This window comes from Mesorhizobium sp. M1027, assembly GCF_040318745.1.
GTDB lineage: Bacteria > Pseudomonadota > Alphaproteobacteria > Rhizobiales > Rhizobiaceae > Mesorhizobium.
Genome location: NZ_JAMYMW010000001.1, coordinates 357,935 through 373,446 on the forward strand (window position 1 = coordinate 357,935; position 15,512 = coordinate 373,446).

Annotated in this window: 14 protein-coding genes; 6 read left to right on the forward strand and 8 right to left on the reverse strand. The window is 62.7% G+C overall.

All coding sequences use genetic code 11. The features are described from left to right. Nucleotides 1-2: 2 nt before the first annotated feature. The 4 genes from NKH50_RS01670 to NKH50_RS01685 all read right to left on the reverse strand — a co-directional run bounded on the left by NKH50_RS01670 (nucleotide 3) and on the right by NKH50_RS01685 (nucleotide 3,973). The gene (locus NKH50_RS01670; RefSeq protein ID WP_352876253.1) at nucleotides 3-1,031 is read right to left on the reverse strand and encodes a zinc-binding dehydrogenase; all 1,029 of its coding nucleotides are present in this window, start codon (nucleotides 1,029-1,031) and stop codon (nucleotides 3-5) included. Between the two features lie 83 nt (nucleotides 1,032-1,114). Then, on the reverse strand, nucleotides 1,115-2,386 hold the full coding sequence (locus NKH50_RS01675) for a beta-ketoacyl-ACP synthase (protein WP_023676464.1): 1,272 nt from the start codon (nucleotides 2,384-2,386) through the stop codon (nucleotides 1,115-1,117). A 76-nt stretch (nucleotides 2,387-2,462) separates the two neighbouring features. Beyond that, on the reverse strand, nucleotides 2,463-3,650 hold the full coding sequence (locus tag NKH50_RS01680) for a beta-ketoacyl-ACP synthase (protein WP_352737195.1): 1,188 nt from the start codon (nucleotides 3,648-3,650) through the stop codon (nucleotides 2,463-2,465). Nucleotides 3,651-3,688: 38 nt separating this feature from the next. Continuing rightward, nucleotides 3,689-3,973: an acyl carrier protein gene (locus NKH50_RS01685; protein WP_352737194.1), complete on the reverse strand. Its 285-nt coding sequence runs from the start codon at nucleotides 3,971-3,973 to the stop codon at nucleotides 3,689-3,691. 707 nt (nucleotides 3,974-4,680) lie between these two features. Between NKH50_RS01685 and NKH50_RS01690 the strand changes: the two genes are divergently transcribed. Continuing rightward, entirely contained in the window at nucleotides 4,681-5,847 is a 1,167-nt protein-coding gene (locus tag NKH50_RS01690; RefSeq protein WP_352876256.1) for an epoxide hydrolase family protein, read from the forward strand. Nucleotides 5,848-6,063: 216 nt separating this feature from the next. Here the strand turns inward: NKH50_RS01690 and NKH50_RS01695 are convergent, their stop codons facing one another. The 3 genes from NKH50_RS01695 to NKH50_RS01705 form a co-directional block, all read right to left on the reverse strand. Next, nucleotides 6,064-6,612, reverse strand: a complete 549-nt coding sequence (locus tag NKH50_RS01695; RefSeq protein ID WP_254818209.1) for a histidine phosphatase family protein — start codon at nucleotides 6,610-6,612, stop codon at nucleotides 6,064-6,066. Between the two features lie 106 nt (nucleotides 6,613-6,718). Then, nucleotides 6,719-9,334, reverse strand: a complete 2,616-nt coding sequence (locus NKH50_RS01700; RefSeq protein ID WP_352876260.1) for a caspase family protein — start codon at nucleotides 9,332-9,334, stop codon at nucleotides 6,719-6,721. Then, nucleotides 9,331-9,726 carry a caspase family protein gene (locus NKH50_RS01705; RefSeq protein WP_352876263.1) on the reverse strand — a complete coding sequence of 132 codons (396 nt, stop codon included), beginning with the start codon at nucleotides 9,724-9,726 and terminating at the stop codon, nucleotides 9,331-9,333. The genes NKH50_RS01700 and NKH50_RS01705 overlap by 4 nt, the downstream gene beginning before the upstream one ends. Before the next feature lie 149 nt (nucleotides 9,727-9,875). Between NKH50_RS01705 and NKH50_RS01710 the strand changes: the two genes are divergently transcribed. The 5 genes from NKH50_RS01710 (at nucleotide 9,876) to NKH50_RS01730 (ending at nucleotide 14,457) form a co-directional block, all read left to right on the forward strand. After that, nucleotides 9,876-10,826, forward strand: coding sequence for an AEC family transporter (locus NKH50_RS01710; RefSeq protein ID WP_352876266.1), 951 nt, complete (start codon nucleotides 9,876-9,878; stop codon nucleotides 10,824-10,826). Between the two features lie 315 nt (nucleotides 10,827-11,141). Continuing rightward, a complete protein-coding gene (locus tag NKH50_RS01715) occupies nucleotides 11,142-12,599 on the forward strand; it encodes an NAD-dependent succinate-semialdehyde dehydrogenase (RefSeq protein ID WP_352876268.1) in 1,458 nt (485 codons plus the stop codon). Between the two features lie 80 nt (nucleotides 12,600-12,679). Beyond that, nucleotides 12,680-13,705 (forward strand): aldose epimerase family protein, encoded by a 1,026-nt coding sequence (locus NKH50_RS01720; RefSeq protein WP_254818213.1) that lies wholly within the window; start codon nucleotides 12,680-12,682, stop codon nucleotides 13,703-13,705. Nucleotides 13,706-13,931: 226 nt separating this feature from the next. Continuing rightward, entirely contained in the window at nucleotides 13,932-14,054 is a 123-nt protein-coding gene (locus tag NKH50_RS01725; protein ID WP_352505781.1) for a hypothetical protein, read from the forward strand. A 130-nt stretch (nucleotides 14,055-14,184) separates the two neighbouring features. After that, nucleotides 14,185-14,457: a colicin immunity domain-containing protein gene (locus tag NKH50_RS01730; RefSeq protein WP_352753435.1), complete on the forward strand. Its 273-nt coding sequence runs from the start codon at nucleotides 14,185-14,187 to the stop codon at nucleotides 14,455-14,457. 127 nt (nucleotides 14,458-14,584) lie between these two features. Here NKH50_RS01730 and NKH50_RS01735 read toward each other — a convergent pair whose 3' ends face one another. Then, nucleotides 14,585-15,505: a phosphorylase family protein gene (locus tag NKH50_RS01735; protein ID WP_352876273.1), complete on the reverse strand. Its 921-nt coding sequence runs from the start codon at nucleotides 15,503-15,505 to the stop codon at nucleotides 14,585-14,587. Nucleotides 15,506-15,512 lie beyond the last annotated feature (7 nt).

The following is a 15,512-nucleotide window of genomic DNA, read 5'->3' on the forward strand; positions in this document are numbered from 1 at the left end:
TCTCAGCCGACGCGCAGGATGATCTTGCCGAAGACGTCGCGGCCTTCCATGCGTTTCAGCGCCGCATCGATGCCGTCGAAGCCGACCTCGGTGTCGATCACCGGCGCGACCAGGCCCGCCGCCATCTTCTGCATGCCGTCGGCCATGTTTTCCATGCGGCAGCCGAACGAGCCGAGCAGCTTCAGCTGCTGCTGGAACAACTGCATCAAATTGATCTGCGTCGACACGCCGGAGGTCGAGCCGCAGGTGACCAGCCGGCCGCCGCGTTTGAGGCACAGCATGGACGCGGCAAAGGTGTCGGCGCCGACATGCTCGAACACCACGTCGACGCCCTTCTTCTTGGTCAGCTTGCGCACGACGCCCTCGAAGCGGTCGTCGCGGTAATTGATGACGTGGTCGGCGCCGAGCGCCTTGGCCTTGTCGATCTTGTCGTTCGAGCCGACGGTGGTGATGACCGTGCAGCCCATCTTCTTGGCCAGCTGAATAGCGGCGGAGCCGATGCCGGAGCCGCCGGCATGGACCAGTATCGTCTCGCCGGGCTGCAGCCGGGCATTGTCGAACAGCATGTGCTCGACCGTGCCGAAGGTGACAGGCGCCACCGCCGCGCCGATTTCGCTCACGCCTGGCGGGGCGGGGACCAGAAGGCGCGCCGGCAAGTTGATCTTTTCCTGCGCAAAGCCGTCGAGATGGAAGCCGTGGACGCCCGAAACATGCTCGCAGAGATTGTCACGGCCTTCGCGGCAGGCGCGGCAAAGCCCGCAGGTGCGGGCGCCATAGATCGACACCAACTGTCCGGGCAGGAGGCTGGAAACGCCGGGGCCGACCGCCTCGACCTCGCCTGAGGCTTCGGCGCCGACGACCAGCGGCAGCTTGCGCTTGGCGAAAGCCATGCCGCGCCAGCCCCAGACGTCGATATGGTTCAGCGCCACGGCCTTGATGCGCAGCGTCACCTCGCCGAGCGACGGCGGCGGCGGTGGCGGCAGGTCCACCGTTTCAAGCCGGCGATCCTCGATAAGTTGCAATGCGCGCATGCCAGATCCCAGGTTGCGCAGGACCGAGAACCGTTTCGGAAAGGACCATGCGCACGACAAAAGTGCTAGAGCGGAACGGTCGCTTAGACCGGTTCCCGCGCCATGACAAGGCAGGTGTTCTGGCCGCCGAAGCCGAAGGAGTTCGACAGGACGGTGCCGACCTCGGCGTTGCGCTTGGTGTTCGGCACCACGTCGAGCACGATCGCCGGGTCGGGATTGTCATAGTTGATGGTCGGCGGAATGACGCTTTCGCGCATCGTCATCAGCGAAAATGCGGCCTCGACGGCACCGGCAGCCGATAGGGTATGGCCGATCATCGACTTGTTCGACGAGACCGGCATTGATGAGATCCGCTCGCCGAATACCGTCGACAGCGACAAGTGCTCCATCTTGTCGTTTTCCGGCGTCGAGGTGCCATGGGCATTGACATAATCGATCCCGTCCTCGCTCAAGCCGGCATCGGCAAGAGCGGCGCGCACCGCCGCGATCGCCGGCGAACCGTCCGGCTTGGAGCGGGTGCGATGGAAGTCGTCGGCCTTTTCGCCGCAGCCGCGCAATATGCCGAGAACGGTGGCGCCGCGGGCCAGTGCTGCCTCCAGCGATTCCAGCACAAGGGCGCCCGAGCCTTCGGCCAGCACGAAGCCGTCGCGGTCCTTGGAGAAGGGTTTTGAGGCCTTTTCGGGGATGTCGTTATGGGTGGAGAGCGCGGACAGAAGCGAGAAGCGGATCAGCGCCTCGGCGGTCGCCGAGCCGTCGGCGCCGATCGACAGCGCCCTGTCGCATTCGCCGCGGCGGATCGCCTCGACACCGAGCTGGATCGCCGTGGCGCCCGAAGCGCAGGCGGTCGACAGCGTGATCGGCAGGCCACGCGTGCCGAAACGGTCGGCAAGCCGGTCGGCGATCGAGCCGAACTGGGTGGTCTCGAAGATGTCGAGTTCCCTGAGGCCGCGCGCTACCCGCAGCAGCCTCTCTGCACCGGTGTCGTGCGTGTCGGAATTGTAGAGCGAAAAGCGCTCGCTCCAGTCGAGCTCGACCGGCGGCGAAGCGAGGAAGAGCGGTCCGCCGAAATCGCCGGCATCGAGGCCGGCCTCCGACATCGCTTCCTGGGCGGCGGTTTCGGCAAGCTCATAGGTGAGAAGACTGGCGCCCTTGGAACTCGACGGCAGGAAATCGACCATGCCGGAGATGCGGGTGTTGAGATGATCGACCGGGAAGCGGGTGATCGGATGGATGCCGGATTTGCCTGACGTAAGTGCCGCCCAATTGTCGGCTTTGCCGACACCGAGCGACGTCACCACGCCGATGCCGGTGACCGCGACGATAGGCCTGCCCATATGGTCGTTCAGATTGGCCATTTGTTGTCCAAAAACCTGTTTCTCTTGCAGCAATCGGATCGCCCGAAAACCGCATCACACTTTTCGGTCCGATGCTCTAGGCGGCTTTGATCAGCGCCATGCCCTCGAATTGGTGATAGCCGATCGCCGTTGCAAGGACGGTCTTCGGGACGCCGGAAAACGGTTTTTCGACTGTGGCGTCGAAGACAGGGTAGGCCGCCTTGCGGTCGACAGCCAGGGCCGCCAGCGCAACGGCAAAGGGGAACTGCGCTTCCTTCATGTGGCCGGTCAGCGTCGAAAAGCCGCGTGCGGCGATCGCCGGATTGGCCTCGAGTGCCGATTTCTCGGCGGCGGTCGCGGCATGGGCGCCCGAAGCGCCGGAGATCGCCAGCAGTTCGCCGTCCGGCAATGCGGCTTGCTTCAACAGCGCGGCGATCTCACCGGCGAGTTCGCCCCGCCGTCGCCTGGCGCGACCGGACAGGACCGGGCCGAGTTCCGCGTAGATCTTCCGGCCACGGCTTTCCGCGTGCTCGCGCTGCTCCAGGACGAGAAACGCGCCGCCGGATCCGGTCACCACACCGCCGCCTTCGGCGCCTTGCCTCTGCCAGACCGGCCGCCACGCGCCGCGATGCAGGTAGCCGGCCAATTCATAGCCGAGCAGCATGTCGGAATGTTCGGTCTGGAAAGCGCCGCCGACCAGTATATGCGTCGACTGGCCGGAGCGGATGCGCGCGGCCGCCGTCTCGACCGCGGCAACGCCCGCACCTTCCTCGCCCATGAAGGTGCGAGAGGAGCCTGTCACCTTGTGGACGATCGAGATGTTGCCGGCGAGCAGGTTGGAAAGCTGTGCCAGAAACAGCGTCGGGCGCAATTCCGTGGTCAGCTTCTCGTTAAGCAGCACGTCGCGGTCATTGCGGCTTTCCGATGCCGCGAGAATGGCCGCATCGACCGCCTCGTCGCGCTCGCCGCCGCCGGCGGCCACCACCATGTCCATGGTCGCGCAGAGTTCGTCATTGCCCTTGATGCCGGCATCGTCGAGCGCAAGGCCGGCCGCATAGGTGCCGAGCCTCTGCCAGGTCTCCATCTGCCGCTGGTCGCCGCGCTTGGCGATCTGCAGGTTCCAGTCGATCTCCGGTAGCGGATGGACCGTATAGGGCGAGAAGCGCGAGGCCTCCAGAACCGGCTCAAGGCGCGGCTGGACAAGCTTTTGCCAATGCGCATCCGGACCCTCGCCCAGCGACGAGACAAGGCCGATGCCTGATATGACGACGTCGTGGGGGTTCATTGGGGGCTGTTGTGGGTCGGGCGCGTCAGGCGCTGTGTTCACGCGGCGTTCTTGGCGGCGACGAGCGCGTCGATCTTGGCGCACAGGTTCTTCATGACGAAATAGTCGTCGGTCGAAGCCTTGCCGTCGTTGACCTCCTGCGTCCACTTTTCCAGCGGCACCTTGATGCCGAATTCCTTGTCGATGGCAAAGACGATGTCGAGGAAGTCGAGGCTGTCGATGCCGAGATCGTCGATGGTGTGGCTTTCGGGCGTGATCGTCTCGATATCGATCTCGCTGGTGTCGGCGATGATCTTGGCGACGTTGTCGAACGTGGTGGACAAGGGCTTTTCCTTCGATTGCGGGCGGAATCTGTCCGCATGTGTTTGGCGCTGTCTAATCGGTTTTTCCGGGCAGGAAAAGGCCTGATGCGCCGACCGCAGCTGGGATTGATGTTCTGGCAGAGCAATAGGGGTCGCTGGCAACCCCTCCCGGCGATATGCCCAAACCGTCCCATCTCTGGTCATTGCGTGTACCAATGTACCACGAAGATCTATGACTACAGAAACGCTCGCAGACCGGGTGCGCCTGGAAAAACGATTGGCGAAGGTGCTCAAGGCCTTGGCTGAGCATCGCGACATGAGCCTGGGTGGACGGCTGGCGCATCGCATCCGCTATGTTCGCGTTACGCCGGATTCGCGTTTCGGATTTGTCGAGGTGGCCTGCCGACCGACACTAACGGAGGCACGGAGGCGTCGATTACCTATGCGTTCACGGCCTTGAGCCCGGCAGGAGCATCGTATCTGTCCGAACTGACGGAGGACGCGTTCGCGGACATGATCGAGGGATGGAAGCTCCGTGTCGACGCTTGGCTGGTAGCGGTGAAAATCTGACGCCAGGTAACTTAAACGAATTGCCACCAAGGGTGGAATGTTACCTTCGTCTCGTAGATGGGAACCAGCAAGTAGCGGACAAAGCTGTCGCTCAGTGAGTTTTCCTTCGTTCTGTGCCTTGATGGGACAATTCTTCGCCGCTGATCGGAGCAACACCCGTGGCCATTCATTCCTTCCACATCCACATCCCGGATGAACAGATCGAGTACCTACAGCGTCGTATCCAAGCGACAAGATGGCCGTCGTCGATCTTCGCATACGGATGGGAGGACGGTACTGACGTTGATTTCCTCAGAAAGCTTTCACGTTACTGGGGATACGATTTCAGGTGGCGCGATCACGAAAAACGTCTGAACCTGTTGCCTCAGTTTAGGGTCACGATAGACGGGTGCGACATCCATTTCGTTCACCAGAAAGGAAAGGGGTCAGCGCGCTTGCCGTTGATCCTCACTCATGGCTGGCCCGGCTCCTTCGCCGAGTTCGAGCATGTCATTCCGCTGCTCACGGATCCTGCCAAATACGGCGGGGATGCCGATGACGCCTTCGATGTCGTCGCACCGTCGCTTCCGGGTTTCGGCTTCTCGTCCCCGCCGCGTCAGGCTGGCGTTAGCTCAAAGCATGTCGCGAAGCTGTGGCGGGGGCTGATGCGCGAACTGGGATATGATCGCTTCGCCGCACAAGGTGGCGACATCGGCGCCGGCGTCTCGACCTGGCTCGCTCAGCTTTACCCGGAGGATCTTATCGGATTGCACCTGAATTACATTCCAGGCAGTTTCCGCCCGACCCTCGGTCGCGACGACCCACCTGTCACGCCGGAGGAGAAGGCATTCCTCGACAGTGCGGCGAATTTCGCCGCGACGGAGGGGGCCTACGCTTTTCTGCAGGGGACCAAGCCCCAGACGCTAGCCTTTGCACTGACAGATTCCCCGATCGGGCTAGCCGCATGGATTGCCGAGAAGTTCCGCAGTTGGAGCGACTGCGAAGGCGAACTCGAACGCGCCATCCCTCTAGACACGCTGCTTACCGACATCTCGCTCTACTGGTTCGGTAACACGATCGAGGCCTCGCTCCGGATTTACAAAGAGAACCGGCTCTGCCCCCTGATCTTCGGGCCAAGGGAGCGAATAACACCGCCCCTAGGCGTTGCAGTCTTCCCTCGAGAGCTTCCTATGCCACCTCGCTCCTGGGTCGAACGAGTCTTCCGTGTCGAGCGCTGGACCGACATGCCGAAAGGAGGACATTTCGCGGCGATTGAGCAACCCGAACTCCTGGTCGAGGACATCCGGGCGTTTTTTCGGCCGCTGAGGCTCCGGCCGGCAAAGTAAAGGACGAAAACCTCGCCCGTTGTCACGGCTCGGAAGTCCTGATGAGACGGTACCATCGCATTCGCTTTCGTTGAAAGCGCTCGTTGGTCCTGACTAAGGGTCAATGTCGACCTTGGACTCGATCAGACCTCATCGCGGGTCGGAACCGGTATTCCGCTTAAGGTACCAAACGCTAGATTTCACTACTAGCGAACGCTTCAACCGGCTCCGGCGCAGTCAGAAAGTGACGCGGCCGAGTACTCGCAGGCCGTCGCCCTGCGGCTCGACGACCACGGCCTCGCCTTCACGCGGCGAGATCCCGGTCAATTCCTTGATGTTTTCGAGATGCGTGACCATGACCAGATTGTCGGAGCCGGAATAGCCGCGGATCTCGGCAAGGATCGCAGCAATCTGGTCGGCCTTTTCCTTTTCGTCGGTCTTCAGCAGGTCAAGCGGTGCGAACGGCTCCGGCTCGCTTTCGAAAGCGATGCGGGCGGTCTCGAGGCAGCGGCAATAGCGGCTGGACAGCACGCGCTCGACCGGTGCGGCGCGGGCGCCAAACAGCGCGCCGATCTTGCGCGCCTGTTGCTTGCCGCGCTCAGAGAGATTGACCTGGGTCGCGCATTTGCCGAGGTCGAAATTGGCCGCATCGGTGGTGCCGGTGACCATGGCATGGCGAAGCAGGACCACATGCCCGCCGTCGCGGAGCAGCGCCCAGCCGGCTTCCGTCGCATGGGCTGTGGCGGAAACGGCAAGCAGCAGCAGCGCCAGCACAAATCGAAGCATCAGACATCCTTTTCGGGTGACCGGCAGGCAGGTCCCCGGTGACCGGCATATAGGGACGGCAAAGCCGGCTGAAAGACAAGCCGAGTGCAACCTGTGGCCGAGACGCCTATTTCTTCGCTATCTGCTTCTTCACCAGATCGATCTTGCGGTCGGTCAGCGGGATGGGGAGTGTGTAGCCGGCTTCGGTAAAGCCTTGCTTGGCGTTCTCGAAGAATTCGATCACCTTTTGGTATTCGGCATTGCCGCCGCCATAGCTGCCGCGGTTCCAGTGGACGTCGCCGAGATTGTTCTGCTCGAAGGCCCATTGCATCGGCTGGCCTTCGCGGGTGAAGACCTTGAGCGTCGCCTCGAAGGCGGCTTCGGCGTCGTCCAGATATCTGCCGGTCCGTTCGAGATTGCCGAGATTGATCAGGCTCATGCCGATGCCGTTCTGCGCGTTTGCCCAATCGACGGGCGAGGTCTCGAAGGTCAGCACCTCCAGCGCCGCCCGGCGCGCGGCGATCGAAGCGACCAGTTTGCTGGTGTCGGCCTCGCTCATGCTCAGCCATTGCAGCGCCGAGCCGAGGGCGGCCTGGGCCAGCGCCCATTGCCGCGGCGTCGTCTCGCGCTTGTATTCGCGCAGTGCATCGCGATAGGCCTCGATCGCCGCCTCGTAGTGCACCGGCTTGTCAGTCACGCCGCCGAGCAGTTGCAGCGTGTTGCCGAGATTGTAGTGGGTCATCGCCCAGTCGAGCGGAAACTCCTTCTTGGTATAGACGCGCCGTGCCGCCCGGTATGCAGCAGCCGATTGCTCAAGCCTGGCAGGATCGCGCGTGCGCTGGCCGAGCGTCTGGTAGATCGAGCCGAGATTGTTCTCCGCCGAAGCCCAATCCGTTGGAAAACGTTGGCGTGTAAATATGGTCAGCGCGTCGCCATAGGCGGCAGCCGCCTCTTCGAGCAGGCCGGTGCCGAGATCGAAACGGGCAGCACTGCTCAGCGCGTTACCCAGATTGAGACGGCTGCTCGCCCAGGAGAGCGGGAAGGTGTCGCGTGTGCGGATTTCGAGCGCGGCGCGGAATGCCGCGGCTGCCTCGTCGATTTTTGCCTTGTCGTTGCGTTGCGTGCCGAGAGACACCAGCGTGTTGCCGAGATTGTTTTGGACCATCGCCCACGGAACGGGCGCCTTTTCGCGCGTGTATTCTTCAAGCGCCAGCCGGTAGGCGGCCTCGGCCTCGGTCAGGCGCGCGCCGCCCGGTTCGCGTTCCGAAAGCGCGTAAAGCGCAAGGCCAAGGTTGCTTTGCGAGGCGGCCCAGTCCAGCGGGACTTTGCCGCGCGGCCGCTTCTCCAGCGTGGCGCGCATCGCCACCACTGCCTCGTTCAGGCGTTTCGGGTCGCTCTCGCGTTCGCCGATCTTCAACAGCACATTGGCCAGGTTATTCTGGGCGGCCGCCCAGTTGAGATCATCCTTCTCGCGCTCGAACACGGCAAGCGAATCGCGAAAGACTTTCGCGGCCTCTTCGAGCCGGTCGGTTTGGCGCTCGCGCTCGCCGATCGTCTGCAGCACCACCGCCATGTTGTTGCGGGTAATCGCCCAATCCCGGTTCTGCTCGCCATTAGGGATGAAGTTCAGGATGACGCGGTAGGCGTCTATGGCGTGCTGCAGCGCTTGCCTGTCGCCGGTGGCGTCGCCATGCGCATCGAGCGCTTCCGCCTCCTGGTTCTTGTAGTTCCACCGCAGCCTGCCGTCCCATTTCTCGACCAGCGAGAAGGCCTTGCCGTAATCGTTGGCGGCGGACAGATAGTCGAAGACCAGCGCCGAAGCGTCGGCGCGCCTGGCATAGATCGCCGCGTCGGCAAGACGCTTCTGCCTGACCAGATCCTCTGCCCGGTCGACCACGCCGCTGGCCTGCTCGACCCGGCCCACTGCCTTGTCGAGGAAGTTGCGCGCAGTGACGATAGCGCCCTGGCCGATCGCCTTGTCGGCCGAGGCGACGAGGCGGCTGATCTCGGGGTCGTCGGTGCGCAGCGCGTTGCGCTCGGAGATCATCTTCAGGCGCTCGGCCTGAGCATCGAGCAGCTTTTGCAGGTCGGCGGGGTCCTCCGGCATCTTTTCGGTGCCGAGTGCCTTCAGCACGCCATAAAGCGCGTCGAGCGGCACGCCGTCCTGCAGCGAGGCCAGTTCGACCTGTGCCCGCTTGGGGTTCGGCAACTCGGCGATCGTCAGCAGCAATAGCCGCCGCTCGCCAGTGATCAGCCCGTCGTCGCCGGTCGGTTCCTGCGGTGCAACGCCGAAATAGAGCAGCCGGCGCAGGCTTTCATTGACCCATGGCCGCTGCTTTGCCTTGGTGTCGAGATAGACCTCCTCGGTCACCATGCGCATGACCGAGCCGAACTCGGTGCCCTTCATTGCCGCGAGGTGGCGCAGAAGTGCCGCTGCGTAGGGGCTGTTTTCGCCGACGATGCCGTCGAGTGCCGGCCGCCCCGGCTCGGCGGCAAAGCCGATCACCGTCCCCAGATTTTCCGTCGCGGTAACGTTCGCCAGTGCCCTGGCGCCGCGCACCGGCTCCAATCCGCCGGCGCTGACCGGCGAGGCCGAGGCCGTCGGCGCCCGGCGCAGCACCGCATCCGCCGGAAACGGGTTGGTGCGGCAGGCATCGAGCAGCATGATCGTTACCGGCACGGTCGTCTTCAATTCGTCCATGACGGCGGAGATCGGCACCAGGGCCTGATCGGCGTCCTTCAATGACCACCGTCGGCGTCGACCGGCACCAGATAGTTTTCGCCGCCGGCCTCGATGCCGTGGCCGGAATAGTAGATCAAGGCGACGTCGGCGTCCTCGGCATCCTCAGCGAAACGCTCGAGGTCGCGCTTCAGCTTTGCCGCGTCGCGGTCGGTGACGCTGCGCGCGTCGAAGCCGAGATCGGTCAGCATCTTGGCGATGTCGCGGGCGTCGTTGGCGGGGTTGGGAAGAGCCGCTATGTGCTGGTATTTCGACTGGCCGACAATCAGCGCCACGCCCTTGAGGCTCTCCGGCTCCGCGGCGTGAGCCGAGGTCACCACGAGGCAAAGCATGGCGCCGACCAAAGCCGTCAGCCACGCCTGCTTGAAGAAGTGCTGATTTCCGACAAGGCCCATTCGCCGCGTGTCCCCCGACAGCCCTGTATAGCGCTGGCATCCAACCATGGGCAAATTCGGACAAGATCCGAGCGGCCGGATTGTTGGCCGGTACATTCGCGAGGGAAGGGCGGTTGCGCCGCCGCCCGGCCCCGCCTATCACGGGAAAAATGTCTCCGCTTACCGAAACCGTCCTCTTCGTCTTCAGTCTCGTCGGGCTCGGCTATCTTGCCGGGTTGACCGGCTATTTGAAGCCGGCGAGCGGCGAGGGCGTATCCGAATTCGCCATCAACGTGGCAATGCCGCTTTTGCTGTTCCAGACCATGGTAAAGGCCGATTTCCACGGCGTGGCGCCGTGGTCGCTATGGGGCGCTTATTTCGCGGCGGTCGCGCTCACCTGGGCCACCGGCCATCTGGTTGTTACGCGCATCTTCGGGCGGGACGCCCGCGCCGGCGTCGTCGGCGGCGTATCGTCGTCCTTCTCCAACGTCGTCCTGCTCGGCGCGCCCTTCATCATCGGCGTGTTCGGGCCGGCCGGGTTCGAAGTGCTGTCACTGCTCGTCTCCATTCACCTGCCGGTGATGATGATGGCCTCGATCATCCTGTTCGAGATGTTCGGCCGCGGCGGCAGCGAGCCTGTGCATCCGGTCCGTGTCGTCAGGAGCTTTCTCAGGAGGGTACTCATCAATCCGCTGATCATCGGCATACTGGCCGGGCTGGCGTGGCGCTTCACCGGTGCGCCGCTGCCGGTGCTTGCGACGCGGCTGAGCGACGCGCTGGCCGGCACGGCCGCCCCGGTTGCGCTGTTTGCCATGGGGCTCAGCCTGCGCCGCTTTGGCATCTCCGGCAATGTAAGGCCGGCGCTGGCGCTGTCGGCGCTGAAGCTGTTCCTGATGCCGGCGCTGGTTCTCGGCCTGGTGTGGCTGATCGGCCTGCCGCCATTGACGGCCAAGGTGGCGGTGATGGTTGCGGCGTTGCCGTCCGGCATCAATTCCTATCTCATCGCGGTGCAGTTCAACACCGGCCAGGCGCTGGCGTCGAACCAGATGACCATCGCCACCGCCTGTGCTGTCGTGACCACTGCGTTTTGGCTGACGGTGGTCGTCCATGTTTTTGGGTAGGGTATGTCGATATTCAGGTGATGCCGGCCTGCGAATGGCGGTTTCCTGCGCTTCCGGTACTCACGGACCCGAATGTCCGCTCCGTTCCGGTTCTCGGAACCCACCCTTCTCGACTCGGCCTGACCTGAATCTCAACATACCCTGGAGCCTTGGCTGCATCGCTCTCGCTTTGGCTGGCCCAAACCCTATATGCCATCTTGTGATTGCTTGCGGGGCTTGCCCTGGGCTAAGAGCAGTGGCTCTAGCGATGCTATCGCGCACGTCCATTCACGAAATCAGCGACCGGCCCGCCAGGTGCCGAACGGAGGCGAGATCATGCTTCAGAAAACCAGCCATTTCATGCGGCAGGCCAATCTCATCAATGGCGAATGGGTGCAGGCCGATTCAGGCCAGACGATCGACGTCAACAATCCTGCCACCGGCCTCAAGATCGGCACAGTGCCGAAGTCGGGCAAGGCCGAGACCCGCCGCGCCATCGAAGCCGCCGACGCTGCCTTCCAGACATGGCGCAAGACCACCGCGCTCGAACGCTCGAAGCTGTTGCGCAAGCTGCACGACGCGATGATGGACAATCAGGACGTGCTGGCCGAACTGCTGACCATCGAGCAGGGCAAGTCGCTGTTCGAATCGAAGGGCGAGATCGGCTCGGCCGCGTCCTACATATTGTGGTTCGCCGAAGAGGGCCGCCGCACCTATGGCGACGTCGTTCCGTCGCCCTGGGCGGACCGCCGTATCCTGGTGACCAAGGAGCCGGTCGGCGTCATCGCCGCCATTACGCCGTGGAATTTCCCATCCTCGATGTTGGCCCGCAAGCTTGGCCCGGCGCTTGCGGCCGGCTGTACCGCCGTGGTCAAGCCCGCGTCGCAGACGCCTTATTCCGGCCTTGCCTGGGGCGCGCTTGCCGAGGAAGTCGGCTTCCCCAAAGGCGTAATCAATATCCTGACCGGCGCCGCCGGTGAGATCGGCGACGAGATCTGTGCCAACCCACTGGTCAAGAAGATCACCTTCACCGGCTCGACCGAGGTCGGCAAGATCCTGATCCAGAAGTCGTCGGTGACCGTCAAGAAAGTGTCGATGGAGCTCGGCGGCAATGCGCCGTTCATCGTCTTCGACGACGCCGATATCGAGCGGGCCGTCGCTGGCGCCATCACCGCCAAGTACCGCAATTCCGGCCAGACCTGCGTCTGCACCAACCGCTTCCTGGTGCAGGCCGGCATCTATGACCAGTTCGTCGAAAAGCTGGCTGCTGCGAGCAACGGGCTGAAGGTCGGTTCCGGCCTCGAGGAGGGTGTCCAGCAGGGACCGCTGATCGATGAGAAGGCGGTGGAGAAGGTCGAGGAGCTGATTGCCGACGCTACTGCCAAAGGCGGCAAGGTCGTCGCCGGCGGCAAGCGCCACGCGCTCGGCGGCTCGTTCTTCCAGCCGACGGTGATCGCCAATGCCACGCCGAAGATGCGCTTCATGAAGGAAGAAATCTTCGGCCCGGTAGCACCGGTATTCAAGTTCGAGACCGAGGAAGAGGCCATTGCGCTTGCCAACGACACCGAGTTCGGCCTTGCCGCCTACTTCTACACCGGCGATCTTGGCCGCGCCTTCCGGGTCATGGAAGGCCTGAAATACGGCATGGTCGGCGTCAATGAAGGCCTGATCACCACGCCGGAGGCACCGTTCGGCGGCGTCAAGGAATCGGGCCTCGGCAAGGAAGGCGGCCATCAGGGCATCGAGGATTATCTGGACACCAAATATGTCTGCATCGGCGGACTTGGTCTCTAGAAGCCTGATGCGGTAATACCGAAAACGACCCTGGGCCGCTTCGAAAGGCCAGGCTGGCATCGAGCAGCAAACTTGCGAGCATGGCAATGAAGGACGGCGAGGTTTTCGGCACGACGCAGGCGGGCGAGGCCGTCCGCCGCTTCACCATCCGTGGCGGCGGCCTTACCGCCAACATCATCGGGCTGGGTGCGATCATCCAGGATCTGCGTCTGGCCGGGCACGACGCGCCGCTGGTGCTCGGCTATGACCGATTCGAGCATTATGAGACCGATACCGCCTTCTTCGGCACCGTCGTCGGGCGCTACGCCAACCGTATCCGCGACGGCCGCTTCACGCTTGCCGGCAAACGCTATCAGACCGAGCGCAATTTCCTCGAAAAGCACACGCTGCATGGCGGTTCGCAAGGTTTTTCGCGCCGGGCCTGGGCGGTTTCGCTGCATGGCAGGGATTTTGTCACGCTGACCCTGCACGACCCCGACGGCACGATGGGCTTTCCCGGCGCGCTCGACGTGACCTGCACCTACCGGCTGAAGATCCCCGGCACGCTCAGCGTCGAACTGACCGCCACCTGCGAGGAGCCGACGCTCTGCAACCTCACCCAGCATTCCTATTTCAACCTGGATGACGGCGGCGCCGGCGACATTCTCGACCACCGGCTGATGCTGAATGCCGGCGCTTATCTTCCTGTCGACGCCGATCTGATCCCGACAGGCACGGTCAAGCCGGTCGACGGCACGCCTTTCGACTTTCGCCAGGCGCGGCCGCTGCGCATGGAGACCGAGGGCGAACAGCTCCCCTATGACCAGAATTTCTGCCTCGCCTCGACGCGCGGACCGCTGAAACAGGCATCATGGGCGCAGGGCGCGAATTCCGGCGTCGAGATGGAGCTCTGGACCACGGAGCCGGGCGTCCAGCTCTATACCGGCCAGTACTTGGCGCCGTCTTCGCCTGGATTGGGGGGGCGTCAATACAAGGCCTTTTCGGGCTTCTGCCTGGAGCCGCAAATCTGGCCGGATGCGCCGAACCGGCCGTATTTCCCGCAAGCCACGCTGTGGCCCGGGCAGATCTACCATCACGTGACGGAATACCGGTTCAGGCTGCCTTAGGGTTGGACTGCCGCTGCCGAAGCGTACGACTCGAGCGTCGCGAACATGCCCAGCGCGGCGCCTCGGGATGATAGTGTCCTGAAGGTTCTGCAAAAGCTCTGGAGAGAGAACAGCTCTTGGCCTGAGGCAAGGGGCTGCCATGGCACGCTGGTGACGTTTCGACCACCGATTCCCGTGGAAGGGGAGTGCCATGACCAATCGAGAAATAGGCTGAGCAGAGGGCGAGTTGAAAGCGTTGCTGTCGTCGGATGAGGACGGCTTTCGCAAGGTCTTGCAGATTGTGGTGCAGGAGGCTTTGGAGGCCGAGATGACGCAGGCCATCCAGGAACTTACCAAGAGCAATCAGTAACGCACTTCGTCGACCCGCAAACCGGCTTGAATGTCATTCGCGATAGTTCAGGAAATCTCCTGTCTTGATGGAAGCTCAGTCCCAAGCAGTTAGAATATGTCTTGACGACCGGAAAACTGGGAGGCGAACTATGAGCAGCGTATCTGGCGAATACCGTGCGTTGGTTGAAACTTTTCTCGCAGGGGAAATAGATGCTCCTAAGTTGGTAGAAATTTACTTAAAGAAATTTAAGGATGAGACGCGAGCCATCCCAGAGCAGGAGTTTAAGGTGATAGATGAGATCTTTGCGGGCATTGACTCATATACTTCCGATATCAGCTTGATTAGAGAGAATCCTAGATTCTATCTTGACGAAGCGCAACTGAGAGTAAAAGTTGCGGAGGCCCTAGACCGGCTCCCATAGGCTTACCGGCTGCCCGGCGGACACGCCAACGTCATCGCTGAATGCAACGCCATTTTTGCAGAGCTTGACGCACACAACTCTCGAGATCCCTAGTCTGCGGCAGAGCTTCAGCCATCTGGCGGGTATCTCAGAACCGGCTGGAGCGTTCTTTCGGCTGAGGCGACTTCAAGCCCTGACAGGAGCATGCCGGATCAGCAGGAAGTCGCGCGGCGGTCTCCAGCGCGACCCGCGAGGCTGTCATGGAGAGATTGGGCAGCACGTCCTCCTGCAGCAATTTCTGGCGATTGCGATCCATATAGTCGTTGAAGCCCGCCGTCACGAACGCGCAAGGCACGAAACACGCGCCGATCTCGCGCGACAAGGTCGCCTCAGGGGCGATGGAATGGTTGAGTACATCCGCCCCCATGCCCCGATACGCCAAGGCTTCGGCTGGCGTTGTCAGCCGGGGCCCATAACAGTGGGCAGCCACCAACTGCTGTTCGATGCCATAAACGCGGCATTCGGCTGGCCAATGACGGCGGGCCGTTTCGACCAGAACCGCCGCACATCTTGGACACACGATTTGCTTGCCCGAACAGTCAAAGCTCTGGCGGTCAGGCAACAGTGAAAACGGGGTCTGCGTCAGTTCGATGATGTCGGCTGTCACCACCATGTCGCCCGGCTGGATCGCCTTGTTGACGGCGCCTACAGTCGAGCAGGCGAGAACTTGCCGTACACCCGCCCGCATCAAGACCCAGAACGCGCGGCGATGGCAGGAATGGTCGATACGGTCGCGGGGATTGCCGTGCGAATACATGCACAGCGCGCGCTTTGCTCTCCCTTCCGCTGTGATCGACGCATCGAACTCGAGCAGCTTCCAGTTGTCGGTGCGACCGAAAGGTGTTTCAAAACTCATGTCGCGCCGCAAGGTGCGCACACCATCGAATTCGACATCTTCCGGGAAGGCAAGCCCCCAGTTTGCCGACCCGGTGATGATGGCCAACCCTACCTGAGGGATGTCCGTCGAATGATCCGTCAGATCGTCGGCTGCATGGTGATTGGCGGGCATGTTTCCA